The 25,983-nt window shown below is 65.2% G+C and carries 24 protein-coding genes and 1 riboswitch; of the genes, 8 read left to right on the top strand and 16 right to left on the bottom strand.

The features are described from left to right. The first annotated feature begins 73 nt into the window (after window positions 1-73). Window positions 74-493, top strand: coding sequence for a nucleoside diphosphate kinase regulator (gene rnk / locus XH92_RS06460; RefSeq protein WP_246788280.1), 420 nt, complete (start codon window positions 74-76; stop codon window positions 491-493). Window positions 494-764: 271 nt separating this feature from the next. On the opposite strand, the gene XH92_RS06455 is transcribed toward rnk, so the two are convergent. The 6 genes from XH92_RS06455 to XH92_RS06430 form a co-directional block, all read right to left on the bottom strand. Further along, on the bottom strand, window positions 765-959 hold the full coding sequence (locus tag XH92_RS06455) for a hypothetical protein (RefSeq protein WP_194458498.1): 195 nt from the start codon (window positions 957-959) through the stop codon (window positions 765-767). A 128-nt stretch (window positions 960-1,087) separates the two neighbouring features. Next, window positions 1,088-2,323 (bottom strand): ABC transporter permease, encoded by a 1,236-nt coding sequence (locus tag XH92_RS06450; protein ID WP_194458497.1) that lies wholly within the window; start codon window positions 2,321-2,323, stop codon window positions 1,088-1,090. Beyond that, window positions 2,320-3,051 carry an ABC transporter ATP-binding protein gene (locus XH92_RS06445; protein ID WP_194458496.1) on the bottom strand — a complete coding sequence of 244 codons (732 nt, stop codon included), beginning with the start codon at window positions 3,049-3,051 and terminating at the stop codon, window positions 2,320-2,322. The genes XH92_RS06450 and XH92_RS06445 overlap by 4 nt, the downstream gene beginning before the upstream one ends. Window positions 3,052-3,066: 15 nt before the next feature. Continuing rightward, window positions 3,067-4,416, bottom strand: a complete 1,350-nt coding sequence (locus tag XH92_RS06440; RefSeq protein WP_194458495.1) for an efflux RND transporter periplasmic adaptor subunit — start codon at window positions 4,414-4,416, stop codon at window positions 3,067-3,069. 99 nt (window positions 4,417-4,515) lie between these two features. Next, the gene (locus XH92_RS06435; RefSeq protein WP_194458494.1) at window positions 4,516-4,857 is read right to left on the bottom strand and encodes an adenylate cyclase; all 342 of its coding nucleotides are present in this window, start codon (window positions 4,855-4,857) and stop codon (window positions 4,516-4,518) included. A gap of 520 nt (window positions 4,858-5,377) precedes the next feature. Then, window positions 5,378-6,442 (bottom strand): ketopantoate reductase family protein, encoded by a 1,065-nt coding sequence (locus tag XH92_RS06430; protein ID WP_028332920.1) that lies wholly within the window; start codon window positions 6,440-6,442, stop codon window positions 5,378-5,380. Window positions 6,443-6,563: 121 nt separating this feature from the next. On the opposite strand from XH92_RS06430, the gene XH92_RS06425 reads away from it, so the two are divergent. The 6 genes from XH92_RS06425 to XH92_RS06400 all read left to right on the top strand — a co-directional run bounded on the left by XH92_RS06425 (window position 6,564) and on the right by XH92_RS06400 (window position 13,255). Further along, on the top strand, window positions 6,564-7,790 hold the full coding sequence (locus XH92_RS06425) for a TetR/AcrR family transcriptional regulator (RefSeq protein ID WP_246788278.1): 1,227 nt from the start codon (window positions 6,564-6,566) through the stop codon (window positions 7,788-7,790). Window positions 7,791-8,203: 413 nt separating this feature from the next. Next, window positions 8,204-9,442: a branched-chain amino acid ABC transporter substrate-binding protein gene (locus XH92_RS06420; protein WP_194458493.1), complete on the top strand. Its 1,239-nt coding sequence runs from the start codon at window positions 8,204-8,206 to the stop codon at window positions 9,440-9,442. Window positions 9,443-9,577: 135 nt separating this feature from the next. Further along, window positions 9,578-10,525: a branched-chain amino acid ABC transporter permease gene (locus tag XH92_RS06415; RefSeq protein WP_194458492.1), complete on the top strand. Its 948-nt coding sequence runs from the start codon at window positions 9,578-9,580 to the stop codon at window positions 10,523-10,525. Next, a complete protein-coding gene (locus tag XH92_RS06410) occupies window positions 10,522-11,814 on the top strand; it encodes a branched-chain amino acid ABC transporter permease (protein ID WP_194458491.1) in 1,293 nt (430 codons plus the stop codon). The genes XH92_RS06415 and XH92_RS06410 overlap by 4 nt, the downstream gene beginning before the upstream one ends. Continuing rightward, window positions 11,811-12,560: an ABC transporter ATP-binding protein gene (locus XH92_RS06405; protein WP_194458490.1), complete on the top strand. Its 750-nt coding sequence runs from the start codon at window positions 11,811-11,813 to the stop codon at window positions 12,558-12,560. Before XH92_RS06410 ends, XH92_RS06405 begins: the two co-directional genes overlap by 4 nt. Continuing rightward, window positions 12,560-13,255, top strand: coding sequence for an ABC transporter ATP-binding protein (locus tag XH92_RS06400; RefSeq protein WP_194458489.1), 696 nt, complete (start codon window positions 12,560-12,562; stop codon window positions 13,253-13,255). Before XH92_RS06405 ends, XH92_RS06400 begins: the two co-directional genes overlap by 1 nt. 78 nt (window positions 13,256-13,333) lie before the next feature. Here the strand turns inward: XH92_RS06400 and XH92_RS06395 are convergent, their stop codons facing one another. Next, on the bottom strand, window positions 13,334-14,248 hold the full coding sequence (locus tag XH92_RS06395) for a LysR family transcriptional regulator (protein ID WP_194458488.1): 915 nt from the start codon (window positions 14,246-14,248) through the stop codon (window positions 13,334-13,336). A 68-nt stretch (window positions 14,249-14,316) separates the two neighbouring features. Between XH92_RS06395 and XH92_RS06390 the strand changes: the two genes are divergently transcribed. Further along, complete coding sequence (locus tag XH92_RS06390; RefSeq protein WP_194458487.1) at window positions 14,317-14,934, top strand: GNAT family N-acetyltransferase; 618 nt, start codon at window positions 14,317-14,319, stop codon at window positions 14,932-14,934. Window positions 14,935-14,985: 51 nt separating this feature from the next. On the opposite strand, the gene uca is transcribed toward XH92_RS06390, so the two are convergent. From uca to XH92_RS06345, 9 genes are all read right to left on the bottom strand, one after another. Next, complete coding sequence (gene uca, locus XH92_RS06385) at window positions 14,986-18,528, bottom strand: urea carboxylase (RefSeq protein ID WP_194458486.1); 3,543 nt, start codon at window positions 18,526-18,528, stop codon at window positions 14,986-14,988. A 3-nt stretch (window positions 18,529-18,531) separates the two neighbouring features. Continuing rightward, window positions 18,532-19,185 (bottom strand): urea amidolyase associated protein UAAP2, encoded by a 654-nt coding sequence (locus tag XH92_RS06380; RefSeq protein ID WP_194458485.1) that lies wholly within the window; start codon window positions 19,183-19,185, stop codon window positions 18,532-18,534. Continuing rightward, a complete protein-coding gene (locus XH92_RS06375; protein ID WP_194458484.1) occupies window positions 19,182-20,027 on the bottom strand; it encodes an urea amidolyase associated protein UAAP1 in 846 nt (281 codons plus the stop codon). The genes XH92_RS06380 and XH92_RS06375 overlap by 4 nt, the downstream gene beginning before the upstream one ends. Next, entirely contained in the window at window positions 20,024-20,857 is an 834-nt protein-coding gene (locus XH92_RS06370; protein ID WP_194458483.1) for an ABC transporter ATP-binding protein, read from the bottom strand. Before XH92_RS06370 ends, XH92_RS06375 begins: the two co-directional genes overlap by 4 nt. After that, window positions 20,854-21,672 carry an ABC transporter permease gene (locus XH92_RS06365; protein WP_194458482.1) on the bottom strand — a complete coding sequence of 273 codons (819 nt, stop codon included), beginning with the start codon at window positions 21,670-21,672 and terminating at the stop codon, window positions 20,854-20,856. Before XH92_RS06365 ends, XH92_RS06370 begins: the two co-directional genes overlap by 4 nt. Window positions 21,673-21,732: 60 nt before the next feature. Next, window positions 21,733-22,806 (bottom strand): putative urea ABC transporter substrate-binding protein, encoded by a 1,074-nt coding sequence (locus XH92_RS06360; protein WP_194458481.1) that lies wholly within the window; start codon window positions 22,804-22,806, stop codon window positions 21,733-21,735. 78 nt (window positions 22,807-22,884) lie between these two features. After that, window positions 22,885-22,995, bottom strand: a riboswitch (guanidine-I (ykkC/yxkD leader). Between the two features lie 300 nt (window positions 22,996-23,295). Next, window positions 23,296-23,940: a glutathione S-transferase family protein gene (locus XH92_RS06355; protein ID WP_194458480.1), complete on the bottom strand. Its 645-nt coding sequence runs from the start codon at window positions 23,938-23,940 to the stop codon at window positions 23,296-23,298. A gap of 4 nt (window positions 23,941-23,944) precedes the next feature. Continuing rightward, window positions 23,945-24,688, bottom strand: coding sequence for an SDR family NAD(P)-dependent oxidoreductase (locus XH92_RS06350; RefSeq protein ID WP_194458479.1), 744 nt, complete (start codon window positions 24,686-24,688; stop codon window positions 23,945-23,947). Window positions 24,689-24,752: 64 nt separating this feature from the next. Next, complete coding sequence (locus XH92_RS06345; protein ID WP_194458478.1) at window positions 24,753-25,949, bottom strand: CaiB/BaiF CoA-transferase family protein; 1,197 nt, start codon at window positions 25,947-25,949, stop codon at window positions 24,753-24,755. Between the last annotated feature and the right edge of the window lie 34 nt (window positions 25,950-25,983).

The raw sequence follows: 25,983 nt of genomic DNA, 5'->3' as shown, positions 1-25,983 counted from the left end.
TCCGGCCGCATCGCGCGAGACAAGCGCGCGCCGGCGTCGCCGCGCCTGCGATCAACCGCAAAGATCATCCGACATGACCCGAACCATTCAGAACGACTTCACCGCGCCTGCATTGCCGCCGATCGTGATCACCGCGAGCGAGGCGCAGCGCCTCAGCGCGCTAGCCGATTCCAGCATGGCGGTGTTTCCGCGCGTGGCCCAGTTCCTCGCGCGCGAAACCGACCGGGCCCGGGTCGTCGCCGACGATTCCGAACTGCCCGACGTGGTCCGCATGGGCTCGCGCGTCCGCTACCGTGACGACGAGACCGGCGATGTCAGGGAAGTCGTGCTGGTGTACCCGCACGAAGCCGACATCGCGCTCCGGCGTATCTCGGTGCTGACGCCGGTCGGCGCCGCGCTGATCGGATTGTCGGTCGGCCAGACCATCGATTTCCAGACGCCGAGCCACCAGACGCGCGCGGTGACGATTCTGGCCGTGAAGCAGCAGAGCTAGCGGTCGTTTCGAGGGGGCGACCGATCGATGGGATGGAGCCACCGGCGGAAGGGCTCCCTCCCCCCTTGCGGGGGAGGGTGGGGAGAGGGGTGCCACACGACGTGCCCTCTCAAACGAGCGACGAACGGCAAACAAGCAATGTTGCGATAGCACCGCGAATATCGATCATCTCGCCCGGGGCCACCCCTCTCCCCACCCTCTCCCGCAAGGGGAGAGGGAGCCTAACCGGCGTGCTCACGTCACGTGCTGGCGATATTGCCGAGCGTTTAGCTCACGCCGCCAGATGGCACTGCCCCATCTCGAGCCCGTGCCGGCGGCCGCGCGCGATGCCTTCGGCGATCGCCTTCACGACGATCTCGGCGTCATCAGGAGAAAGGTGGTCGAGCGGCCGCCAGGCGCGCATGATGTCGCGCGCACGGTCGAGGTCGCCATAGATTGCAAGGAGAGGCAGCGATTTGTTCGGCATGTGCTTGGCTCCAACCGCAACTGCGTAAGCCTATCTCAGCCGGACTGGCCGAGCCATGCTTCCGGCGTCCGCGATTGCGCACCTTGCCGATCGCCGATGCATGGCAAGACGGCGGCGCCGGCCCACTTCTATTCAAATCGCAACGCCGCGATCGGATCGAGCCGCGCGGCCTTCTGCGCCGGATAGAGCCCGAACGAGACACCGACGAGACCTGCGAATCCGCAGGCGATCATGATGGCCCACGGGCTGATGAGCACCGGCCAGCCGGCATTCCATGCGATCGCGACAGCCGCGACCGCTCCCAGGACAGCTCCCGCGGCGCCTCCGATCAGCGCGAGAATCAAGGCTTCAATCAGGAACTGCCAGCGGATGTCGCGCCGGTTGGCCCCGACCGCCATGCGCAGCCCGATTTCACGGGTCCGTTCGGTCACCGACACCAGCATGATGTTCATGATGCTGATGCCGCCGACCACCAGCGAAACCGCAGCCACCGCGATCAGAAGAATCCCGAGAGTCCGTACCGCGGCACCGCGTGCGGTCAGCACGTCGGCCGGATTTTCTATCCTGAAATCACTGGAAGCATCGTGGCGAATGCGGTGGCGCTGCCGGAGCAGTTCCTCGATCTCGCGCTGGGCCTCCGGTCGCACGCTCGCGTCGGCCAGCTTGACCGAAATGAAATCCAGGGCTTCGCGCGTGGTGCCGTGCACGGCGCCGAGCACGCGACTTTTTGCCGTCGACAGGGGAATGAACACGACGTCGTCCTGGCTGCGTCCGGCTGCGCCCAATCCCTTCTTGTCGAGAACGCCAATCACCGTGAAGGGCACGTTGCCAATTCGAATCGAACCGCCGACGCTTGTGCGCCCGTCAAACAGTTCGTCGACGATCACCGCCCCCACGATGGCGACCTTGGCGGCTGACACGGTCTCGTCGCCATTGAACGCTCGTCCTTCGATCACCTGCCATTCGCGCGCAATCAGATAGTCGGCATTTATTCCGGCCACCAGCGTCTTCCAATTCCTGTTCAGCGCGACCAGCGGCATCGATCGCGACAGCAAGGGGGCTGCGACTTGCACGTTGGCCAGCTCGCGGCGGATCGCGGTGGCGTCCTCTTCGGTCAAGGTGGGCTGTGTTCCGGACTCGAGTCGCGCTCCTCCGGAATTCCTCGCTCCGGGCAGGACCAGCAGGAGGTTGGCGCCCAGCGTGCGAATCTTCTCCGAGACCTCGGCCTGTGCGCCTGCTCCCACGGACACCATGCAGACCACCGCCGCGACGCCGACGATGATTCCGAGGGCGGTCAACGCGCTACGCAATTTGTTGGCGCGAAGCGCGCGGGTCGCAATGCGCAGATTCTCCACGGGGCTCATGGATGAGTTTCCGGGTCGCGGGCGCTCGGCTGCGACTGTTCGCCGGCCGCCCGCTCGTCATGGACGATCCGTCCGTCATGCAAGGTGATCTGGCGCTGTGCTCGACCGGCCACCTCGTTGGCATGCGTCACCACGACGAGGGTGTGGCCGTCGCGGTGCAGCCCGTCGAACAGGGACAGGATCTCCTCGCTCGTGCTGCTGTCCAGCGAACCGGTCGGCTCATCGGCCAGGATGAAGGCGGGATTGTTGACGATCGCGCGGGCGATCACGACCCGCTGCTGCTCTCCGCCCGAAAGCTGGTTCGGCCAATGATGACCGCGCGTCGCCAGACCCACGCGCGCGAGTGCATCCATCGCCCGGCGGCGGCGCATCTGGCGCGTTACGGATGCGTACACCAGAGGCAGCTCGACATTTTCCAACGCCGTGGATCGCGGCAGAAGCGTCGGCAATTGGAACACGAAGCCGATGTCACGGCTCCTGATGGCCGCGCGCGCGTCCTCGCTCAATTCTGCGACGTCTTGTCCTTTCAGGACATACTCGCCGGAGTCGGGCCGATCGAGCAGACCTAGCAAGTTCATCAGGGTCGACTTCCCGGAGCCCGAGCGGCCGCGGATCGCGACGAATTCGCCAACCGCAATCGAGAGCGACACGTTGGATATCGCAGAGACGACCGCTTCTCCGGACGGATATTGTTTGGCGAGAGCAATGGTTCGGACCAGAGGCTGCATCTTGAAAATCCGGTCTCAGAACCCGAGACGAATGCCGAACGCGCGTCCGACGGTTTGCGCATCGGCGACCCCGATGATCAGGCGCTGGCCCTCCACGAGCGAACCTTCCAGGAGCTCTGCCCCATTGTCATCGGTCGCGCCCAGCTTGACGGCAATCGGCTTGGGTTGTCCGTCATCACCGACGAGCCAGACGGTTGCGACTGCCTTCAACGAAGCCGCCTCGGCCTGCCCCTGACCTGCGGATCGAGAACCGGCCTCCATCGGCCGGAAGCGCAGCGCCTGACCGGGAATCTTGAGCACCTCGCCGGTATCGCTGACCACGATCCGAAGTTGCGCGGTCATTCCCGGCAGCAGCAGAAGGTCCGGATTCGACGTGGAGACGATCGTCGTATAGGTGACGACGTTCTGCACGACCTCGGGTGACTTGCGGATCTGCAAGACCCGTCCGGTGAACGTTCGATCCGGAAAGGCATCTACCGTGAACAGGGCCGTTTGCCCGACTTTCAACTGTCCGACGTCGGCCTCGTCGACCTTTCCGTGCACCTCCATCTGGCGCAGATCGTTGGCGATCTTGAAAAGCGTCTTCGCCTCAAGGCTGACGGCGACGGTTTGACCCGGGTTGACGTCCCGCTTGATGATGAGTCCGTCGATCGGTGCGCGAAGCACGGTGCGATCGAGGTCAACCCGCGCCTGCTCGAGCACCGCCTGTCTCTGCTCGGCGACGGCCTGCGCATTCGCGAGATTGGCTTCGGCCATGTTTCTCTCGGCATCGGCAATCGCAATGGCCTGCGCCTTCATCTCGATCTGCTCGAGAGAAGCACGCAGCTCGCCCGCCCCGGCATCGCGCTGAGCGCGCGCCTGACCCAGGTCACGCTCGGTGCCGCTGCCGGTGCGCATCAGCTCGGACTTGCGCTGAAAATCCCGCTCCAGTTCATCCTGTCGCGCCCTGATCGACGTCGACTGTGCCTCCGCCTGTTTCCTGGCCGTGTGCGCATTCGCAACCGCGACGATTGCGCGCTCCAGCGCGGCCTTCGTCACCTGTGTCGCCGCGTTCGCTACCCGAAGCGCGGCCTTCGCTTCATTGACGCGTGCGGAAAAGATCTCCTGATCGAGCTGCGCGATCGGCTGGCCGGCCTTGATGGCGTCGTTGAAATTGACGAAGACCTCTGCAACTCGCCCCGAGAGCTGCGAGCTCACGTCGACGCTGATGACGGCCTCGACGGTTCCACTCGCCTTGACAAGAGTTGAGACGTTGCCGCGTTCTACGGGCGCGGTGAGATATGTCGGCTCCGGCTTGTCCAAACCGTAGGTATAGCCGAGCCCGAGAACCAAAGCGCAAAGCAGAGCCGCCACGAGCAAGCGCATGTGGCTGTGATCCCGTATCAAGCTTTCGACCCGTCGTCGGCGCCGTCAGCTTCCGGCGGCGCCGGAACGGATGGTCAATTCAAACCTGTCGCGCCCGCGCTACGGCATTTGTGACGCCTGGAAGCAGGCAACGTCGTACTGGGAGACGGCATGATCGGGATTGCCGACGCCTCCAGGCTGCGCCGTCGGATTCCCCGGGTTTCCGGCATATACGATCCCGTTCGGTGTCGTCGGAGTGGGGTTGAACGGGGAACCACCGCCGTTCGCCGATCCGCCCGGCCCGCCACCGACGCTACCAGTGTTGCATGCGACGCCGTTGTTCGAACCAGGTTGTCCCTTGCCGCTGGTCGTAGATGGGTGGGGATTGGCGGCAAGCGCGACACCCGCCGATGCAAGCAGCAGGCAAGCGCCAATGGCAAGCGAGGCTGTCATGCGTTTCATCTGTGCACTCCCTTTCAGGTGTTGCGCATTAAAAGTACTGCGCGGGGAGTTCCGACGGAAAGCGGGAGCTTAACCTATGTTATTGTCGTCCCGCTGGAGCCTAACTGCTAATCAACCCTGCGGAGCCGCGATTATTTCCGAACGATCCGGATTTTTCGGGTTACCTCCCTCCCTGCGTTCGCCACCGTCAGCAATGTCATCCTATCACGACACGACGACGCCAAACCTGACTTATCCGTCACAAACTAACCCATTCGTCACTTGCGATGTGACGTTCGGAGAAAACTCACCCGTGGTTGGGGAAGTGTCGGCGCCAATGAACGCCGTGCGCGCTGCGGGCACCGAGCGGCGTGGCCGTCGGGATCACAGGAGGCGCATGCGCGAGATAAGGAAATGGGATCATGATGCGACGACAGTCATCGCATCATGATCCCGGGTGCAAGCATGCCGTCGCTTGATCGTCGCGGCGACGCGTTCGAACCGCGCCGCGTGTGTCTCGCTCAAACTGACGCGGTCTGCGTCACTCCGCGCCGGAGCCGCCCTGCACGATCTTCTCGTTCAGCTTCTGGTCGACGGTCTCGACGGTGCGGTCGATCTCGGCGCTCGGCGTGCCGAGCTGGTGCGAGATCAGCTTCACCAGCAGATCGACGCGCTCGATGAACGGCGCGCCGGCCGCGACCGCGCGGGCCGCCGATGACGGCTTGAGCAGGCTTTCCGCCGCCTTGGCGTATTTCGCGAACGGCACCTGGTCGGCAGGATCGGCGCCGAGCTTGCGCGCGATGCCGTCGACATGGTCATAGATCGCCTGCGAGCGCGTCAGATCGCCGTGCACGGCGTCACGGATCGATTGCGGCTCCGTCGGCGTGATGCAGCGATAATTGCCGGTCAGCAGCATCGACCATTTGGCCAGCGGCACGAACAGCGAATCGAACACTTTCAGCTTCACCGGAACGTCCTGACCGTCGAGCGTCACCGCGTCGATGTCGGCTTCGAGCTCGCGCAGCACCTTGTTATGCTTGTCGTCGGCGAAGGCGGAGGCCTTGAAGTTGGTCGGCAGGCCGACATGCAGCACGTTGGCCTTCTCCTCCGGCGGACGGAACGCCTGCGGATCGGGCGAGCACAGCGTGACGAGGCCGGGCTCGAAGCGCTCCCAGACCTGCGCGTTGGTGTAGGCCTCCTCGAGGTCCATGCCGGCGAGCGCGGGGATCCGCTTCAAATACGGCAGCGGCGGCATGTTCATGATCGAGAGGCAGGGCAGCTTCGCTGCCGCGATCTTGATCATCAGCACGCGAACCGTGTGGTTGGTGTATTGCGGCTCCTGCATCGCAAGCCCGACCATGTCGTAGCGCGACACGTCGACATCGGCGGGCGTAACGGCGTCGAGCTTGCCCGGCAGGTCGCGCGAGAAGATCGAGCGATGCTCCTTCTCGTCCCGCAGCTTGATCCGCACCTCGGTGCCTTCGCGGTTGATCAGGTCAGCGGTGTTCTTGCGGCACACCAGGGACACGTTGTGCCCCGCCATCAGAAGCTTGGTCCCCAGCAGGGAGCCGTAGGAAGCTCCAAGGATCAGAATGTTGCGCGCCATGATCTCTCCAAAAGGCTACTGGTGTATGGTATACCAGCGTCTATCGCAGATCGACAAGCGGCTGCCAAGGGGATTATCTCCCGGGCGGACTTCGTTCCGCGATCAGGAAGGGCATTCGAGCTTGCAAGTCGCCGCCGACCCGACGGATCGGGCTGAAGAAATCCTCGTCTCAGCTTCCCGGCTGTTTGCCCGCCACTCCTATGCGAACGTGACGATGGAGCAGGTCGCGGCATCGGTTCGGGCCGTGCCCGGCGCGCTGTACCATTATTTCCGCGACAAGGAAGATCTGATCTTCCACTGCTATCTGCGCGGCCTTGCGATCTATCGGCACGAGATCGAGGCGGCCGCCGAGCCCGGCATCGACGGGCTCGAGATCGTCAGGCGCTTCGTGCGCGGCAGGCTGCGGCCGGAAAGCCAGCGCATGATCCTGTTCACCGACATCGATGCGCTGGCTGCGCCCTACAGCAGCGAGGTTCACGCCAAACGCTGGCAGAATGCCGCGTGGCTTGCGGACATTCTGCAGCGGGGCGTGGCCGACGGCTCGATCGCCTGCGACGAACCGCTGCTCACGGCCGTCGCGCTGATCTCGATCCTGGACTGGGTGCCGTTCTGGCTGTCCGAACGCGACTACTACACCCGCCAGCAGGCGATCGATGCCATCGACGACATCATCACGCACGGCGTTTACCGGCGCGAGATCGCGATCCCCGAGATGCCCAAACCGCTCAGCCTTGCCCCATTCCTGGAGTCGCGCGCGGCGCTGAACAAGCGGGCCGCAAAGTTCGACAGGATGCTTTCGATTGCCTCCGACAGCTTCAACCGCAGGGGCGCGTCGGGCACGTCGCTCGAAAGCATCGCCGTGGACGCGGGCATGACCCGCGCCGGCATCTACTATCACTTCAGTGAAAAGGAGAGCCTGTTGCTGGCTTGCCTGCGGCGCGGGCTGGCCGGCGAGGTCAGCATTCGCGAGCACCTGCAGGAGCACAGCCTCGGCGCATTCGATCACATCGTGCAGAGGATCCGCTTGCTGCTGATGCTGCACGACACGCCGTGCGGCCCGAAGGCGACCTACCACAACATCAACTACCTCAACGACGCCGACCGCAAAGCCTATGTCGGAGACGTGCTGGCGACGATCCGGCAGGACCAGAACAGCTATCAGCGCTGGATCGACGAGGGCCGCTTCCGCCGCATCGATACCTATTTCGCCGAGCGCATCCTGACCGGAATGGGCCACTGGTATCCGATCTGGTTCAAGACCCGGCGCGACTGGTCGCCGGCAGAGATCGCCGATCATTTCGCGCGGTTGTTTCTCGCGGGCCTCAAGCCGCGCCGGCATCCGGCCTGAGCCGCGACGGTGGCTCAGCCTTCTCCTTCCCCCTGAAAGGGGGAAGATCGGGATGGGGGTCAGCCGCAAGCGACGCTGCAAGCGGAGAGAGCCGATCCCCACCCGCTTCGCTCTCGCGAGCAAAGCGACCTCCTCTTTTCAAGGGGAGGTGAAAGTCGGACAACGGACGGCGTCAGTTCCAAACCATGCACCAGCGCGCGAGCGGAGCCTCATCCAAAAGTTTACCTGCAATTCAAAACAGCGACCAATTGCCGACCGATTCTGAAGCCATATAGCCTATAACATGATACTACCTTCCGCTAAAACTTGACGCAGTATTCAAAGCGAAAGTTGCGAAGGCGCGGCAATTGGGGTTATGAGACGGCCTCGATCGCTTAAGATCAATCAGAACACGAGCAAGGGAGGAACGCAGGATGCATAGGCTGATCGTTGCCGCCGCGGCAGCGCTGACGGTGTTGGGAGGCGCGGCGTCCGCGCAGGAAACCATCAAGATCGGCTATATCGATCCGCTCTCCGGCGGCGGCGCCAGCGTTGGCGAAGGCGGCCTGAAGACGTTTCAGTATCTCGCCGACGAATTGAATGCCAAGGGCGGCATCCTCGGCCACAAGGTCGAGATCGTCCCGCTCGACAACAAGACCAATCCGCAGGAAAGCCTGGTGCAGGCGCAGAAGGCGGTCGACGCCGGCATCCACTACATCACCCAGGGCAACGGCTCGTCGGTCGGTGCGGCGCTGGAAGATTTCGTCACCAAGAACAATTCGCGCAACCCCGGCAAAGAAGTGCTGTACTTCAACTACGCCGCGGTCGATCCGAGCATGACCAACGAGAAGTGCAGCTACTGGCACTTCCGCTGGGATGCGAACTCGGACATCAAGATGGAAGCGCTGACCAACTACATGAAGGGCCAGGCGTCCATCAAGAAGGTCTATCTGATCAACATGGACTACTCGTTCGGCCAGTCGGTGCGATCAACGGCGCGCAAGATGCTGGGCGAAAAGCGCCCGGACATCCAGCTCGTCGGCGACGAACTGCACCCGATGCTCAAGGTCACCGACTTCTCGCCCTACATCGCCAAGATCAAGGCCTCTGGCGCCGACACCGTCGTGACCGGCAACTGGGGCCAGGACTTCGCACTACTGCTGAAGGCCGCAGCCGACGCCGGTCTCAAGGTCAACTGGTACACCTACTATGCCGGCGGCGCCGGTGGGCCGACCGCGATCAAGCAGACCGGCCTCGAGAACCAGGTGTTCCAGATCAGCGAAGGCGTCCCGAACTCCGGCAACAAGGCGGCGATGGATTTCGAGAAGGACTTCCGCGCCAAGACCGGCATTTCCGTGTGGTATCCGCGCGCCGTCAACGAGATGCGGATGTTCAAGGCCGCCGCAGAGAAAGCCAATTCGATCGATCCGGTGAAAGTCGCGGCCGCCCTCGAGGGCATGAAGTTCGACGTGTTCGACGGCGGCGACGGCTTCATGCGCAAGGACGACCACCAGTTCTTCCAGCCGATCTACATCTCCTCGTTCGGCTCGCTCACCGACAAGGCCAAGGAGCCGTTCGACGAAGAGAACACCGGCTGGGGCTGGCACATCGTCTCCAAGATCGACACCGACAAGACGATGCTTCCGACCACCTGCAACATGAAACGGCCCTGATCGGCTGCTGCAAGGCGCCTCCGCGACCGCAGGGTTGCGGAGGCGTTCGCCTCCCGGCAGCGTGGTGGTGCCAGAGTCCATTTCAGCGACAGGTCTTTGATCACGTGAACCGTTCCAGTCTCAAGCGAGTGCGCCGTGGCTGAGCTCATCGTCATCTCGACGCTCAACGGCGTGCTGTTCGGCATGCTGTTGTTTCTGCTGTCCAGCGGGCTCACCGTCATCTTCAGCATGATGGGCGTGCTGAACTTCGCGCATGCGAGCTTCTACATGCTGGGCGCGTTCTTCGGCTTTCAGCTCACCCGCTGGATCGGCTTCTGGCCGGCGCTGGTGATCGCACCGCTCCTGGTCGGCGTGGTCGGCATGGGCGTCGAACGCTACGGCCTGCGCAACACCCACAAGCATGGCCATGTCGCCGAGCTGCTGCTGACCTTCGGCCTCGCCTTCGCCATCGAGGAAATCGTCTCGATGATCTGGGGCAAGAGCCCGGTCGACTACCGGGTCCCGGCGGCGCTCGACTTCCCCGCCTTCACGGTGTTCTCCACCAACTACCCCGCCTACAAGATCTTCATGCTGGTCGTCTCGGTCGTGATCTTCATCGCGCTGCTGGTGACGCTGAAGCGGACGCGGGTCGGCCTCATCGTGCAGGCCGCGCTGACCCATCCGAGCATGGTCGGCCATCTCGGCCACAATGTCGGCCGCGTGTTCATGCTGGTGTTCGGCGTCGGCAGCGCGCTGGCGGGTCTCGCCGGCGTCATCGCCGGTCCCTCGCTGGTGACGCAATCCGACATGGCCGCGCTGCTCGGCCCGATCCTGTTCGTCGTCATCGTGTTCGGCGGCCTCGGCTCGCTGCCCGGCGCCTTCATCGCTTCGCTCCTGATCGGGCTGATCCAGACCTTTGCGGTCGCGCTCAACGGCTCGCTCGCCAGCCTGTTCGGCCCGCTCGATCCGAGCCTCGGTCCCTCGCCGCTGACCGACATCTGGAACGTCACGATCGCGCAGATCGCGCCGATCCTGCCCTATCTGCTGCTGGTGCTGGTCCTGATCTTCCGCCCCATGGGCCTGTTGGGGACGCGCGAGTCATGACCAACGCTCCCACGCCCTCGATCGCCGCTGCCAAGCAGGAGCCCGGCGGCGCGCTCGGCTTCTATGGCGTCTGGCTGCTCGCAGCCATCGGGCTCATCGTGCTGCCGATGATCTTCTCCTCGGGCGGCTCGCTGACCTCGTTCAGCCTGATCGGCATCGCGATTATCTTCGCGCTGTCCTACAACATCCTGCTCGGTCAAACCGGGCTGCTCTCGTTCGGACACGCCGTGCAATACGGCCTCGGCGGCTTCCTCGCCGTGCATGTCATGAATGCGGTCGCGAGCCACAACTGGCCGATCCCGCTGCCGGTGATCCCGCTGGTCGGCGGCATCGGTGGCATGGCCTTCGCATTGCTGGTCGGCTGGGTCATGACCAAGCGCGCCGGCACGGTGTTTGCGATGATCTCGCTCGGCATCGGCGAGCTGGTCGCCTCGTCGTCGCTGATCCTGCGCAGCGTGTTCGGCGGCGAATCCGGCATCACCACCGACCGCACCTCGCTGACGCCGCTGTTCGGCTGGACCTTCGGGCCGCAGATCCAGGTCTACTATTTGATCGCGTTCTGGGTGCTGGTCTCGGCGATCGCGATGTACGCGCTGACGAGGACGCCGCTCGGGCGCATCTGCAACGCGGTGCGCGACAATCCGGAGCGCGTCGAGTTCATCGGCTACGATCCGCATGTGGTGCGTTATCTCGCCTACATGTTCGCCGGCTTCTTCGCAGGCGTCGCCGGCGGGCTGACCGCGATCAATTTCGAGATCGCCAACGCGGCCTATCTCGGCGCGGTGCAATCGGCGTGGGTGCTGTTTTCCGCGTTCATCGGCGGCACCGCCTATTTCTTCGGCCCGATCCTCGGCGCCATCCTCGTCACCTATCTGCAGCTCGGGCTGACCAACGTCACCTCGGTCTGGCAGCTCTATTTCGGCGTCATCTTCATCGGCATCGTGATGTTCGCACCCGGTGGCATCGCCGGCATCCTGATGAAGCACCGCCCGCTGCTCCGCGCCGGCACGCTCGGCACCGTGATCCCGTCCTACCTGGTCGCCGCGATCCCGACGCTGGCGTTCGCGCTCGGCATCATCCTGACCATCGAGACCGTCGCACGTTTCTCCGGCGGCGATCCGATCAATCTGCTCGGCGTCCCCTTCGTCGCGACCGAGCCGACGACCTGGGTGACTGCTGCGGTTCTGCTCGTCGGCGGCTTCCTGGTCGCGCGCATCACCTGGCGGCGAGTCGCCGAAGCCTGGGATCGCGCCGCGACAGTGGCCCGTGATCGGGGGTATCTGGCATGACCGCTGCCATCCAAGTCAACGCCGTCGAGAAAAGCTTCGGCAATGTCCAGATCATCCGCGACCTGAACCTGAGCGTTGCCAAGGGCGAGCGTCACGCCATCATCGGCCCGAACGGCGCCGGCAAGTCGACGACGTTCAACCTGATCTCTGGCCACATCAAGCCGACCTCGGGCGAGATCCGCCTGAACGGCGAGGTCACCTCCGGCTTGCGGCCGTTCGAGATCAATCGGCGCGGGCTGTCGCGCTCGTTCCAGGTCACCAACGTGTTCGCCCGCATGACGGTGTGGGAGAACGTCCGCTGCGCCGTGCTGTGGGCGACCGGGCACCGCTACGCGTTCTGGAAGAACGTCGACGCCCTGCCCGAGGTGAAGCAGCGCACCGCGCAGATTCTCGACGACATCCACCTCAGTCATCGCCGCGACGTGCCGGCGGGCCTGCTCACCTATGCCGAGCAGCGCGAGCTCGAGATCGGCATCACGATCGCGGGCGGCGCCAACGTCATCATGCTGGACGAGCCGACCGCGGGCATGAGCCACGCCGAGACCGAGCGCGCCGTCGCGTTGATCCGCCGCCTCACCGAAGGCCGCACGCTCGTCATCGTCGAGCACGACATGAGCGTGGTGTTCGGCCTCGCCGACCGCATCTCGGTCTTGGTCTACGGCCACATCATCGCTTCCGGAACTCCTGAGGAAATCCGCGGCAATCCGAAGGTCAAGGAAGCCTATCTCGGCGAGGAGGTCGACTGATGCTCGAGGTCAGGAATCTCCACGCCTATTACGGCAAGAGCCACATCCTGCAGGGTGTCAATCTCGACATCGCCGCCGGCGAGGTCGTGAGCCTGCTCGGGCGCAACGGCGTCGGCCGCTCGACGACCGTCAAGGCGATCATGGGCGAGGTGCCGCCGCAGGGCACCATCCGCTTCAAGGGCAAGGACATCGTGGGCCTGCCGAGCCACAAGATCGCCCGCCTCGGGCTCGGCTATGTGCCGGAGCATCGCGACATCTTCCCGAGCCTGACGGTGCGCCAGAACCTGATCCTCGGCATCAAGGACCCGCGGCGCCCCGGCAAATGGCGGCTGCAGGAGATGCTCGACATGTTCCCCAATCTCGCCCGCCGCGCCGACACGCCGGCCGGCGTGCTGTCGGGCGGCGAGAAGCAGATGCTGACCACTTGCCGCACCCTGCTCGGCGATCCCGAATTGATGATGATCGACGAGCCGACCGAGGGCCTCGCGCCGTTGATCGTGCAGCAGGTCGGCGAGCTGATCGCACGGATCGCGAAAGCCGGCGTCGCCATCCTCTTGGTCGAACAGAAGCTCTCGATCGCGATGAAGATCTCGAACCGCGTCTACATCATGGGCCACGGCCGCGTCGTGTTCGAAGGCACCCCCGACCAGCTCAAGGCGAACGCCGCCGTCCGCGAGGAGTGGCTCGAGGTGTGAGGCGGGGTTCCCCGCGCGTGACCAACGGCGGCTGGTCGCGGGACAACACCACATCCGAGCGAGGCGGTACGCATCGGGTCAGGCCGGCGCGCGGGCGGGCTTCCTGTATTCCGCGGTCTCGGCGCGAACCAGGTCGCAGAATTCGAGCGCAAGACGGCTGCGCGGCCGTTGCGACGGAAACAGCAGCACGGTGGTGAGCTCCAACCGCGGCGTGAACGGCTTGAGCACGATCCGGGCGCTGGCAAAATCCCGCGCCACGACGGGATCGACGATCGAGAAGCCCAGCCCCTGCGCAACCAGGGCGCAACGCTGCATGCTGTACTGAATCTCCGCCACCGTTCTGACCTCGGCCCCGGCGTCCTCGAAAGCGCGTTCGAGGCGCGTACGATGCGGCGCGCCCGGCGCCGGCGCAATCATCGCCTCGCCGTGCAGGTCTTTTGGCCTGATCAATCGCTTGGACTTCAGCCGGTGCTGACGCGGCAGCACGCAGATGGCGTCGGTCGTCATCAGCAATTCGTCGTCGACCGCCGCAAAACCCGATTGGGGTCGCGCCAGCCCGACATCGCACTGGCCCGCAGCAACCAGGCTCCAGACCCGTTCAGGGCTATGCACGGCGACCGACAGCATGATGCCGGGGTTCTTCCTGGAGAAGGCGCTGACGATCCGCGGCATCAACGAGTAGGTGAATGCCGGAAGGCAGGCGATCCTCAGCGTTCCGCTGCCCCGCGCGCGAATGCCGCGCGCCGCACGCGCCAGATACTCCAGCCCGGCCTGGTTGCGCTTCACCTCATGCAGGAATATCTCGCCTTCCGGCGTCAAGGTGACGCCGCCGCGCCCGCGTTCGAACAGCGCGAAGCCGATCTCGCGCTCCAGCCGCGCGATGGCGCGACTGACGAAGGGCTGCCCGATCCGCAGGCTCAGCGCCGCCTTGGTGATTCCGTTGTGACGCACGACCTCGCGAAACAGGTCGACGTGTCTCGGATTCAGGGACATGACCAATCCGCATATGAACTGCCATTCCAGTCATTTGACGGCATGTTGGTTCGATGCGTCAATAGGGCATGCAATTCGCAGACAGCCATGCCGCCCTGGCCACCGACCGCATCCTGCTGACCAGGATCCGCGGCTCCGCGATCTCGCGGGTGAAGCCGCTCGGGGACTCCGGCACGCTTCGGCCGCTCGATCGCTGCGGCTCCGGCCAGGCGGTGGCCGCGCGCGTGGCAGCCACGCTGAGCTGCGCGAACGACACGGCCGCGTTCGCGATCGAGGACGCCGGGTCAGGCGAGATCATTGGCCTGACCGCTGTCGCGGCGCTCGAGCCGGACGAGAAGCGGGCGACGCTTGCGCCGATCTGGAGCAGCGGGCGATTGGACGAGGCGCTGCTCATGAGCCACGTCGCGCATCTCATGACGCGGTATGCGTTCGAGGTGCTCGCCGTCGAGCGCGCCGAGGTGCATCTGGATTGGCGGCTGCGGCGTACGCTCGAGCTCTACACCGGCCTCGGCTTCCGCTGCGAAGGGCGGCTTCGCGCCTATTTCGCCTGCGATCAAGGACCATCCGCCGACGCTGCGGTCCTCAGCGTGATACGCTCCGGATGGCCTGCCGCCGCCGAGCGACAGCGCCGCCTCCTTGCCAGCGAGGCGTGGCGCTGTCGGCTTCCGTCCGATCGTCCCCCGTAGCGCAATGACGGGAGCAGAGATCGCCGCGGAAAACTCGTGACGCGGCCGAATCTACTCCGGCCGGATCAACGCCACGACATCGCCCGCACGCAGCGTCTGCCCCGGCTTCACCGGCACCGACGCAATCTTGCCCGCGCTCGGCGCGTGCACGCTGATTTCCATCTTCATCGACTCGATGATCGCAAGCACATCGCCGGCCGCAACGTTGGCGCCTTCCTCGACCAGGATCTTCCAGATGTTGCCCGGCACTTCCGAGAACGCGCCGACCTGTCCATCGGGAATGCCCGTCGCAGCAACGCCTGCATCGATCGATTCCGCCGGCGTCTCGTCGAGCTTCATCGCGCGCCAGCGCTGGCGCTCGGCATCGAACGCGGCCTGCTGGGTCGCCTTGAACGCCGCAATCGACGGCCGAGCAACGGCCAGCGACTTCGCGTAGTCGGCGTAGGAGAATTCGCCCTCTTCGATCCTGATGTCGTATTGGCCGTGCGGGAATGCGGCGCGGGCATCCAGCAGTTCGTCGGCGTCAACAGGGAAGAAGCGGATCTTGTCGAAGAACCGCAGCAGCCAGGGATGGCCGGGCTCGAACACCCGCGTGGTGCGCCAGGTGTTCCAGACCTGGATGGTGCGGCCGAACAGCTGGTAGCCGCCCGGCCCTTCCATGCCGTAGATGCACATATAGGCGCCGCCGATGCCGACCGCGTTCTCCGGCGTCCAGGTCCGCGCCGGGTTGTATTTGGTGGTCACGAGGCGATGCCGCGGATCGAGCGGGGTCGCGACCGGCGCGCCGAGATAGACGTCGCCGAGGCCGAGCACGAAGTAATCCGCATCGAACACGATGCGGCGGACGTCCTCCTCGCTGCCGAGCCCGTTGATGCGCCGAATGAACTCGACATTCGACGGACACCATGGCGCATCCGCGCGCACCAGCTCCTGATACTTGCGCATTGCGAGCTCCGCCTGCGGATCGCGCCACGACAGCGGCAGATGCACGGTGCGGCTCGGCACCCGCATCGCATCGACGTCAGGCAGTTCGCGCTCGATCCGCCTGAGCACATCGAGCAGCCTCGTTCGCGAAAGCGCCGTGCCGTCATAATGAATCTGCAGCGAGCGGATGCCGGGCGTGAGGTCGATCAGGCCGCCGAGCTTGGCGTCCTCGAGTGCCTGCGCCAGCACGTGCACGCGCAGCCGCAGCGCGATGTCGAGCTCCATCGGGCCGTACTCGACCAGGAGATTGTCGTCGCCGGCGCGGCGGTAAACCACCGGGATAGGGCCGTCGTCGTTGCGGCCGACGATGGCCGCGCCAAGCTCGGGCGCGCGCAGCACCGTGGGGCCGGCCACCGGATCGTCGCGCTTCACCGGCACGAAGCGGACGGTGTCGCCGGGCCGGAGCTGGCCGACCTTCCAGAGCTCGTCGCGCGCGACGACCGCCGGGCAGACGAAGCCGCCGAGGCTCGGTCCGTCGGGGCCGAGGATGATCGGCATGTCGCCGGTGAAGTCGATCGAGCCGACCGCATAGGCGTTGTCGTGGATGTTCGACGGATGCAGCCCGGCCTCGCCGCCATCGGCACGGGCCCAGCGCGGCTTCGGCCCGATCAGCCGCACGCCGGTGCGGGCGCTGTTGAAGTGCACCTCGTAGCTCGACGCGAACAGCGCCTCGATGTCGTCGTCGAGGAAGAAATCCGGCGCGCCGTGCGGGCCATAGACGACGCCGATCTGCCACGCCGATGTGAGCTGTGGCCGCTCGTCCTCCGTAGCACGCCGCGGCGCCGCAAGGCCTTGCGTCTTCGCGCCGATATGCAACACGTCGCCGGCCTTCAGCGATCCCGTCGCATGGCCACCGAACGCACCGAGCGCGAACACCGCCCGCGAGCCGAGAATCTCGGGCACGTCGATGCCGCCACGCACGGCGAGATACGTGCGCTGGCCTGGGCCCTTGATGCTGCCGATCACGAGCGTCTGGCCTGCGCGTATCTTGACCGGCTCGTCATAAGCGACTTCAGCGCCGTCGAGCGATGCCTTCATGCGCGCGCCCGAGAACGCGACGATCGCATCGGTGTTGAAGCGCAAGGTCGGTCCGTTGACGGTCAGCTCCAGCGCAGTCGTCACTTCCGGATTTCCCACCACGCGGTTGGCGAGGCGGAACGACCGCTCGTCCATCGGCCCGCTCGGCGGCACGCCGACATGCCAGAGATGCAAGCGGCCGGGCAGTTCCTGCACCCCGCTTTGCGCGCCGGGTGCGACGACGTCGATGGTGCGGGGACGATAGGCGAACGCGCCGAGCACGCTGGTCGCGACCTGCCCGCTGCGGAACACGTCGGACACAGCGATCGCACGCAGATAGTCGAGATTGGCTTCGATGCCGGCGACGACCGTGTCATCCAACGCCTGCGTCAGCTTTGCGATTGCGGCCTCGCGCGTCTCGGCTGACACGATGATCTTGGCCAGCATCGGATCGTAGAACGGCGACACCTCGGTGCCGGTCTCGATCCAGCCGTCGATCCGCGCATCGCCCGAAAAGCTGACCTGCGTCAGCCGGCCCGCGCTCGGGCGAAAGCCGGCGCCCGGGTTCTCGGCATAAAGCCGCACCTCGATCGCCGCGCCCTTTGGTGCGATCGCGCCCGCGTGGCCAAGCACGTCCTCGCCGGCCGCCTGCCGGATCATCCATTCGACGAGGTCAACGCCGGTGACTTGTTCGGTGACGGGATGCTCGACCTGGAGACGGGTGTTCACCTCAAGAAAGTAAAAGTCCTCGCGCTCGACGTCGTAGATGAACTCCACCGTGCCGGCGGATTCGTAAGCCACCGCCTTGCCGAGCGACACCGCGGCCGCGTGCAGCCGCGACCTGATGCCGGCGGAGAGCCCAGGCGCCGGCGTCTCCTCAAAGACCTTCTGGTTGCGCCGCTGCAGCGAGCAGTCGCGCTCGCCGAGCGCGATCACCTCGCCCTTGCCGTTGCCGAAGATCTGCACCTCGATGTGGCGCGCGCGCGCGACGAACCGCTCGAGATACACCCGGGCGTCGCCGAAGCTTGCCCGTGCCGTCCGCTGCACGGATTCGAACCGCTCGCGCAGCGTCGCCATGTCGTGGCAGAGCTGCATGCCGATGCCGCCGCCGCCCGCCGTGCTCTTCAGCATCACCGGAAAGCCGATCCTCTCGGCCTCGCGCACCGCCTCGTCGATGGTCTCCAGCAGGCCGGAGCCGGGCAGCAGCGGCACGCCGCTACGCTCGGCGATCTCGCGTGCGCGGTGCTTGAGGCCGAAGGCGTCGAGATGCTCCGGCCGCGGCCCAATGAATCTGATGCCGTGTTCGGCGAGCCGCTCGGCAAAGCGGCGGGTCTCCGACAGGAAGCCGTAGCCGGGATGCACCGCCTGCGCGCCGGTCGCAAGGCACGCCGCCATGATCGCATCGACGTTGAGATAGCTCTCGGCGGCGGGCGCCGGGCCGATGCGCACCGCCTCGTCGGCGTCGAGCACCGGCCGCGTGAAGCGGTCGGCGTCGGAATAGACCGCGACCGAAGAGATGCCCATGCGACGCAATGTTCTGCCGATCCGCCCGGCGATCTCGCCGCGGTTGGCAATCAGGACCTTGCTGAACATGCCTCACGCCTCCGGCTCGAAGATCGCGACGTCGAAGATCGTGACCTGAACCGGCGTCGGGAAGAAACCGTTGCAGGGATTGTTGATCTGCGGGCAGTTCGAGATCAGGCACAGCACGTCCATCTCGGCAACCAGCTCGATGGCGTCGCCGGGCTTGGAGACGCCGTCGACCACGGTGAAATTGCCGGCGGCATCGATCGGCACGTTCATGAAGAAGTTCAAATTCGGCACGATGTCGCGCTTCGACATGCCGTATTTCGCGGCCTCGATCACAAAGTTCTCGCGGCAGGCGTGCTGGTAGCGGGTCTGATGTCCAAACCGCACGGTGTTGCTCTCGCAAGAGCAGGCGCCGGCCGAGGTATCGTGCAGGCCGCAGCTGTCGGCCGTCACACGCAGCATCACGCGGCCCTCATTGGACATGATCCTGGTGCCGAGCCCGACATAGGCCGAGCCTTGCGCGCGCAATGTATCCTGCCCGCTGTAGCGCTCCTGGTAGTCGTCGGCGCGATAGAACAGCGTGTCGACCGCCTGCTGGCCATGGGTATCGGCGATCCGCAGCGTCTGCCCTTTGCGGATGATCGCCGACCATGGCTTGCGCGCAGGAATTTCGACATCGAGAACGATGCGGCCGCGGGTTTGAGCCGGTTGCGTGGTCATCGCACGGCTCCTTCGCTCATCTCGCCGAAATACAGCGCATTGTTCTGATAGGCGCGGATCGCCTCGGCCGTCGCGGTGCGGCACAAATCGTCGGCCGAGAGCTTGGCTGCGCGATAGCGCACCACTTCCACGCTTGTCCGCGGATAGCTTTCCGCCGGATCGAGCGGATGCGGACAGTTCGACAACGCAATCAGCAGGTCCATCTCCGCGCGCAAGTCGACGAAATCGCCCTTGTGCCGGCGCGCACCAGACCAGACAAACCTGCCGTCCTCATCGATGGCGACCGGTGCAAAGAAACTGACGCAGGGATGGACGTCGCGGCGATCGAGCCCGAGCTTGGCGGCAGCCAGGATGAAATTGTCGCGCGTATTGCGAAAGTCGCCGTCACCGTATTTCGCCAGGTTGGTCGCCGCGCTCGAGCCGCCGACCACGGCGTCATGCGCGGCGCTGGTGTCCTCGGTGATGCCGAGCAGCGCCCGCCCCATGTCCGACAGCAGCACACGCCCTTTCTGGAGGCGCGCCGCCCATTGCACCTTGATGGTGTCGGCGTGGTTGAGCCGCTCGGTCGGATCGGCGGCATTCCAGGCGAGCAGGCTGACGGTCGATGTCCCCGAGCTATTGACGATGCGCAGCGCCTCGCCGCGATTCAGCCGCGTGGTCCAGTACCAGCCGGCCGGAATCACTTCGCGATGGATGATTGCATCGGCAGCGATCGGCGCGGCGTCGCGCGAGGTCGGCTGAGGCAGCGCGCGCGGCGCATGCTCTTGCCCTGCCGCCTTCAGCTCGTTGTAACGTCGGGTATGCGCCGCGATCTCGGCCTTCTGTTCCTCTGTGAGGATCATGGTTGCTCCTTCAAGACGAGAGCGCCGGGCCGTCCCGGCTGATGCTCCTTGCCTGACCGGGTCGTCCCGATCGGAGCTGGTTGAACTGATGACCGCAGCTCGGCGCTGCGGCGTGGGAATATTTCGAGGTCGCGCGACACCGTGGCGCCGTAGCGCTCGCGTTCCTCGGGCCGGTTGCGCTGCCGCTCCAGCGCGATCACACGCGTTGCGAGCCCGAAGGCCTCGCTGAGGTCATGCGTGACCATCACCACGGTCAGATGGGTCTCGTTCCACAGCCGCTTCATGAGCAGATGGATGTCGGCGCGGATGCCCGGATCGAGCGCGCCGAACGGCTCGTCGAGCAGCAGGATTTTTGGCTCGCGCATGATCGCCTGCGCCAGCGCGAGGCGCTGCTGCATGCCGCCCGACAGCGCGGATGGATATTTGCCCTCCTGGCCGGCGAGCCCGACCTCGGCGAGCAGCTTCATGGCATCGTCGGTAGCTGCGCGCCGGGCGGCGCCGAACAGCCGGGCCGTGAATCTGGCGTCGCGCAGTTCGCGGCCGAGCATGACGTTCTGCAGCACGGTCAGATGCGGAAACACCGAGTAGCGCTGGAACACCACGCCGCGGTCGGCATCCGGCTCGGCGGGCAGCGGCTTACCGTCGACCAGGATCTGCCCGCGGCTCGGCTGCTCCTCGCCGAGCAGCATGCGAAGCAGCGTGGTCTTGCCGCAGCCGGACGGGCCGACCAGCGCAATGAAGGCGCGCGGCTCGACCTCCATCGTGATGCGCTCCAGCACGATGTGATCGCCGTATTCCTTCCAGACATCGTCGAACCGGATCGCGCTCATTCCGCCCTCACCGAGGCAAACCAGGGAAACAGCCTGCGCTGCATGACGCGCAAGCCGACATCGATCAGGAACGCTAAGAGCGTGATCCAGGCGACGTAGGGGATGATCACGTCCATCGCGAGATAGCGCCGCACCAGGAAGATCCGGTAGCCGAGCCCGGAGTCGGAGGCGATCGCCTCGGCCGCGATCAGGAACAGCCACGCCGGTCCGAGCTGCAGCCGCAGCACGTCGATCAGCCGCGGCAGGGTTTGCGGCATTGCGACGCGCAGCGCGATCTGCCAGGTCGAGGCGCCGAGCGTCTGCGCCTTGACGATCTGCTCGCGCGGCAGCTCCTGCACCTTCATGGCGAGATCGCGGATCATGCAGGGCAGCGTGCCGATCACGATCAGCGCGATCTTGGAGTTCTCCCCGAGCCCCATTACGATGAACAGGATCGGCAGCAGCGCCAGCGGCGGCACCATCGACGTCACCGACACGAACGGCCCGAGCAAGGCGTTGGCGCCCGGCAACAGCCCGATCACGATGCCGAGCACGAGCGCCGCCACCGTCGAGATCGCGAGCGCCGCCCCCAGCCGCCCGAGGCTCGCGACCGTGTCGGACAGCATGAGGTAGCTGCCGGTGCGCGGATCGACCTCGAACGCCATCTGCTTGACGGCCTGCACCATGCTCGGCAGCGCCGGCAGCAGCTTGTCGTTCGGGTTTTGCGCGAGCCGCGCGCTGGAGCCGGCGAAGTAGGCGATTGCGACCAACAGGAACGGCAGCGCGAGCAGATAGAATCGCGTCTGCCGTCCCGGCCGTATGTTCACAAGTCGCATGTCCGGCTCCTGCTCGAGAATGGCGCTGGGCGCGTCAAGGCTTGGCGTCAGAGTTTGCCCTCAAAGCTTCCCTTTGGCGGCTTCGTCCATAAAGGTCGGGTCGAAGCGCAGCTTGACGTTGGACTTGTCGCCGAGCACCGACTTGTCTGCGAGTTCGATGCCGACGGCGTCGGCGGATTTCGCGCCCTTGCCGAGCAGGTCCTTCTCGAACAGGAACTTGCGGACCCGATCCATCGTCGCCCCGACAGTCTTGCTGCGTGTGAAGGCTTCGGCGTCGGTTGCCTTGTCGAACAGTTTAGTGGTCGAGAGCTGGCTGTCGAAACCGGCGAGATCGGTGCCGGAGGCCTTGGCCATCGCCTCCTTGGCGGCCTTCGCCGCAGGATCGTTCGCCGTCATCCTGGACAGCGTCTCGTACCAGATGCCGACCAGCGCCTTGGCGAAATCCGGATTGTCCTTGGCGACCGCGGTGTTCACCACCATCAGGTCCATGATCTCGCCGGGGATCTGCGAGGAATCGAACACCTTCTTGGCGTCGGGTGAGCCGAGGATCTCGGTCACGATCGGATTCCAGGTCACGACCGCATTGACGTCTGATGTCTTGTAGGCAGCCGCGATATCGGCATCCGAGGTGTTGACGACCTTGACGTCTTTCTCGCTCAATTTGCTCGTCTCGAGCGCCCGGGCGAGCAGATAATGCGACACCGAGAACTCGACCAGGTTGACCGTCTGTCCCTTGATCGCGGCGAGATCCGACTTGTTCTTCAGGATCACCGCGTCATTGCCGTTGGAGAAATCGCCCATCACGACCGCGGTGGTGTCGACGCCGCCTGCGGCAGGAATCGACAGCGCGTCCATGTTGGTGATGGTGACGGCGTCGTAGCCGCCGGCGGTGTACTGGTTGATCGATTCGACGTAGTCGTTGAACTGCTTGACCTCGATCGCGATGCCGTATTTGTCGGCCCACTTCTTCACGATGCCGGTGTCGGCCGCATAGCCCCAGGGCATCCACCCGACATAGATCGACCAGGCGACCTTGAAGCTTTTCTTCGGCGCGGCGTCGGCCGCGGGCGCAGCCGCAAACACGACCGCGCAGCCGATGACAATAGAGCGAAGGAATAAAGAGAACTTGTTCATTGCCGATCCCTCTTGCGAAACTTCACAAAAAGGGACTGGCGAAAAGACCATCGCTCCGCCAATCCCTTGGCTAACGAGGTCTCCCGGGCTTTTATCCCGCCGTGCACCTGCGGGGATGTCTCCCCCGCAAGCGGCTGCTCTCGGACCAGCACCTTGTCTCTCAAGGTCGGAACCCTAGCGGCCAACTCGGCCCCATTGATGCACGAGGCGTGCCACAGCACCGGCGTTTGAATCTCATGAGATTTTTCGGCGAGCGCATCGTGCTCGTTAGAGTGCTCTGCTTAAAAACTACGCAGGGGTGCCCAGAATTGGCTCTGTCCTTCCGGCGGCGACGTCAGCAGGATGCCACGATCGCTGATCGTCGTGGGGGATGTTGGATGCGCAAGCTCTTGAGTGCCCTCTGGCGCGGATTGCATGGCCGCTACGGCCTGACGCCGCGATGCGATGTCGGCGGTCCGGCGCGGACCAGGCTCTGATGCGTGTCACCGGTCAGTTCTTCACGGTGTTGACCGCGACGCTTTCCTTGTAGGCCGGCCGCGCAGTGACGCGGTCGAGATAAGGCGTCGCGACCTCGCAGACCCCGACACCATAGTCGATCGCCCACACCAGGCAGGTCGCGAGCAGGATATCCGCGCTGGTGAATTGATCGCCCATCAGATACTGCCGCCCATCCGACAAGGCGACCTCGACATGGCGGAGTTGCTGGCGGAAATACTCGGCCGCTTTCACGACCACGTCCGGCGCATGGCCGTAGATATGGGCGAGGCCTTGGACGTCATGGCGGCGCATCACGTAGAGGCTGGTCGAGTCGAGCTCAGCCACGATGAAGAAGCACCACTCCAGCCAGCGCGCAAAGTCGCGCTCCGCGACCGGAACGAGCGAGATGTTCGGGTTGGAGTAATGGCGCGCCAGATAGGCGACGATCGCCGCACTCTCCCCGATCGTGAAGTCGCCGTCCTGCAGCAGGGGAATCTTCTGCCGTGGATTGAGCAAGGTGTATTCCGGCGTCTTGGTCTCGCCCGAGCGCGGCAGGATCGGCTTGCAGTGATAGTCCAGCCCCAGCTCATGCAGCGCCCAATGGGCGCGGATCGTCCGCGATGTCCCCACGCCCCACAGCGTCAGCGTCTCCGGCATGGCGTCACCATTTCTCGACCGAGGGACGCAGGTCGAGTTCATGGCTCCATCCGTCGCGGCTCTGCTGGTGCACGAACCAGTAGGCCTCCGCGATCGAGGACGTGCGGGTCAGGGTGTCTGGCGGGATCGCCGCTGCATCGATGCCGGTGGCGGCCTTCATCCGCTGGTGGATGGCCGGGCTGTCGACGCCGGCATCGATCAACAGATGCGCGACGTGGATGTTCTTCGGCCCGAGCTCGCGTGCCATCGCCTGGGCGACCGCGCGCAGTCCGAACTTGGCGGATGCGAAGGCCGCAAAGCCGCTGCTGCCGCGCACGCTGGCGGTTGCGCCGGTGAACAGCATGGTGCCGCAGCCATGCCGCAGCATGTGCCGGGTCGCCTCCCGCCCGACCAGGAAGCCGGCGAAGCAGGCGAGCTCCCAGGCCTTGAAGAACAGCTTTTCGCTGGTCTCGTGCAGCTCCTTCTTGACGTTCGAGCCGGCATTGAACAGGCAGACCTCGATCGGCCCGATCTCGCGGTCGACCCGTTCGCAAAGCTCCTGCACCTCACTCTCGCGCCGCGCGTCGACGCTGAGCGCATGCACCCGGCTTCCGGCGCCGGTCAGTTCCTCCACCAGCGCGCTCGATTTCGCCGCATCACGCCGCGCGATGCAGACGGTGTAGCCGCCGGCGGCGAAGCGCCGCGCTACCGCGGCGCCGATCGCATCGCCCGCGCCCACCAGCAAAGCAGTCTTGTTTGTCTCGGCCATAGGACATCTCCCACCGACGGCGGTTGTTCAGTTCAGCAATGGTGACGTTGCGTGGCGCGGCCGCTCAGACCGCGCGCACGGCCTTCTGCTCGATCATCTCTGCGATGGCGGCATCGTCGTAGCCGAGGTCGGACAGCACCTGCCTCGTATGCTGGCCGATGCGCGGGGCCGGGCCGCCGATGGCGGCGGCGTCGACCTCGAAGCGTGCGGCGGGCTTGGGCTGCCGCACGGTGCCGACGCCGGGCTGCTCGAGCTCGGCGATCAGCCCGCGGGCGACAACCTGCTCGTTGGCAATGATCTCGCCGCGTCTGAGGATCGGCGCGCAGGGCACATCGGCCGCATCGAGCCGCGCCAGCCATTCGGCGGTGGTGTGCCTGCCGATGTAGTCCTGCATCCTGTTGATGCGCGCCGTTGCATTGACCGAGCGCGACGCCGGCGTGGCGAAGCGTTCATCTCTGGCGAGCTCCGGATCGCCGGTGGCCTTGCAGAAGCCCTGCCACTCGGAATCGGAGATCGTCCCGCAAGTGAGATAGCCGTCCGAGGTCTGGAACACGAGGTCGGGCCGGTCGTTCGGATCGGCCGTCGCCTGCTCCCGCCCGACCACGGTGTACTGCATCATGCCTTCCGGCCAGAGATAGGCGATCATCGCATCGAGCATCGCCACCTGGATATGCTGGCCGCTGCCGGATTTTTCCCGCGCGTACAGCGCCGCCGTAATCGCCTGCGCGGCGTAGACCGCTGTCGTCTTGTCGGCCACGATGGTCCGGATCATCTGCGGACGGTTGGTCACCGGCTGCGCCTGGATATCGCAAAAACCCGATAGCGCCTGCACGATTGGATCGTAAACGCGCTTCTTGGCGTACGGCCCGTCTTCGCCGACGCCGCTGATCGAGACATAGATCAGCCGTGGATTCTTCCTGCGTACCTCGTCCGGACCGAGCCCGAGACGTTCCATCGTGCCGGGCCGGAAATTCTGCACCAGCACGTCGGACTGCATCACCAGCTTGCCGAGCACATCCCGGCCGGCATCGGTCTTCATGTCGATCGAGAGCGAACGCTTGCCGCGGTTCGACGAGATGAACAGCGCCGAGAACTCGCCGGTCTTGTCGACATTGGCCCGGCTGCGGCGGGTAATGTCGCCGCCGATCGGTTCGACCTTCAGAACATCCGCGCCCTGATCGGCCAGGAACATCGTCGCGAACGGGCCCGAAACGACTCCAGTCAGATCAAGTACGCGAACTCCCGCCAATGGCCCTGGCATGCTTTGCTTCCTTCTCCAATGCGCGGACGCGACC

This window comes from Bradyrhizobium sp. CCBAU 53421 (assembly GCF_015291625.1).
In the GTDB taxonomy this organism is placed as follows: Bacteria; Pseudomonadota; Alphaproteobacteria; order Rhizobiales; family Xanthobacteraceae; genus Bradyrhizobium.
This window is presented reverse-complemented; position numbering and strand designations above follow the sequence as displayed.

Excerpts from the sequence above, each read along its gene's own strand:
- XH92_RS06370 (WP_194458483.1), bottom strand. The coding sequence starts at position 20,857 with ATGAGCGCGATCCGGTTCGACGATGTCTGGAAGGAATACGGCGATCAC.
- XH92_RS06390 (WP_194458487.1), top strand. The coding sequence starts at position 14,317 with ATGCAATTCGCAGACAGCCATGCCGCCCTGGCCACCGACCGCATCCTG.
- uca (WP_194458486.1), bottom strand. The coding sequence starts at position 18,528 with ATGTTCAGCAAGGTCCTGATTGCCAACCGCGGCGAGATCGCCGGGCGG.
- XH92_RS06355 (WP_194458480.1), bottom strand. The coding sequence starts at position 23,940 with ATGCCGGAGACGCTGACGCTGTGGGGCGTGGGGACATCGCGGACGATC.
- XH92_RS06430 (WP_028332920.1), bottom strand. The coding sequence starts at position 6,442 with ATGGCGCGCAACATTCTGATCCTTGGAGCTTCCTACGGCTCCCTGCTG.
- XH92_RS06410 (WP_194458491.1), top strand. The coding sequence starts at position 10,522 with ATGACCAACGCTCCCACGCCCTCGATCGCCGCTGCCAAGCAGGAGCCC.
- XH92_RS06375 (WP_194458484.1), bottom strand. The coding sequence starts at position 20,027 with ATGATCCTCACAGAGGAACAGAAGGCCGAGATCGCGGCGCATACCCGA.
- XH92_RS06455 (WP_194458498.1), bottom strand. The coding sequence starts at position 959 with ATGCCGAACAAATCGCTGCCTCTCCTTGCAATCTATGGCGACCTCGAC.
- XH92_RS06440 (WP_194458495.1), bottom strand. The coding sequence starts at position 4,416 with ATGCGCTTGCTCGTGGCGGCTCTGCTTTGCGCTTTGGTTCTCGGGCTC.
- rnk (WP_246788280.1), top strand. The coding sequence starts at position 74 with ATGACCCGAACCATTCAGAACGACTTCACCGCGCCTGCATTGCCGCCG.
- XH92_RS06450 (WP_194458497.1), bottom strand. The coding sequence starts at position 2,323 with ATGAGCCCCGTGGAGAATCTGCGCATTGCGACCCGCGCGCTTCGCGCC.
- XH92_RS06445 (WP_194458496.1), bottom strand. The coding sequence starts at position 3,051 with ATGCAGCCTCTGGTCCGAACCATTGCTCTCGCCAAACAATATCCGTCC.
- XH92_RS06435 (WP_194458494.1), bottom strand. The coding sequence starts at position 4,857 with ATGAAACGCATGACAGCCTCGCTTGCCATTGGCGCTTGCCTGCTGCTT.
- XH92_RS06365 (WP_194458482.1), bottom strand. The coding sequence starts at position 21,672 with ATGCGACTTGTGAACATACGGCCGGGACGGCAGACGCGATTCTATCTG.
- XH92_RS06420 (WP_194458493.1), top strand. The coding sequence starts at position 8,204 with ATGCATAGGCTGATCGTTGCCGCCGCGGCAGCGCTGACGGTGTTGGGA.
- XH92_RS06345 (WP_194458478.1), bottom strand. The coding sequence starts at position 25,949 with ATGCCAGGGCCATTGGCGGGAGTTCGCGTACTTGATCTGACTGGAGTC.
- XH92_RS06405 (WP_194458490.1), top strand. The coding sequence starts at position 11,811 with ATGACCGCTGCCATCCAAGTCAACGCCGTCGAGAAAAGCTTCGGCAAT.
- XH92_RS06380 (WP_194458485.1), bottom strand. The coding sequence starts at position 19,185 with ATGACCACGCAACCGGCTCAAACCCGCGGCCGCATCGTTCTCGATGTC.
- XH92_RS06400 (WP_194458489.1), top strand. The coding sequence starts at position 12,560 with ATGCTCGAGGTCAGGAATCTCCACGCCTATTACGGCAAGAGCCACATC.
- XH92_RS06395 (WP_194458488.1), bottom strand. The coding sequence starts at position 14,248 with ATGTCCCTGAATCCGAGACACGTCGACCTGTTTCGCGAGGTCGTGCGT.
- XH92_RS06350 (WP_194458479.1), bottom strand. The coding sequence starts at position 24,688 with ATGGCCGAGACAAACAAGACTGCTTTGCTGGTGGGCGCGGGCGATGCG.
- XH92_RS06360 (WP_194458481.1), bottom strand. The coding sequence starts at position 22,806 with ATGAACAAGTTCTCTTTATTCCTTCGCTCTATTGTCATCGGCTGCGCG.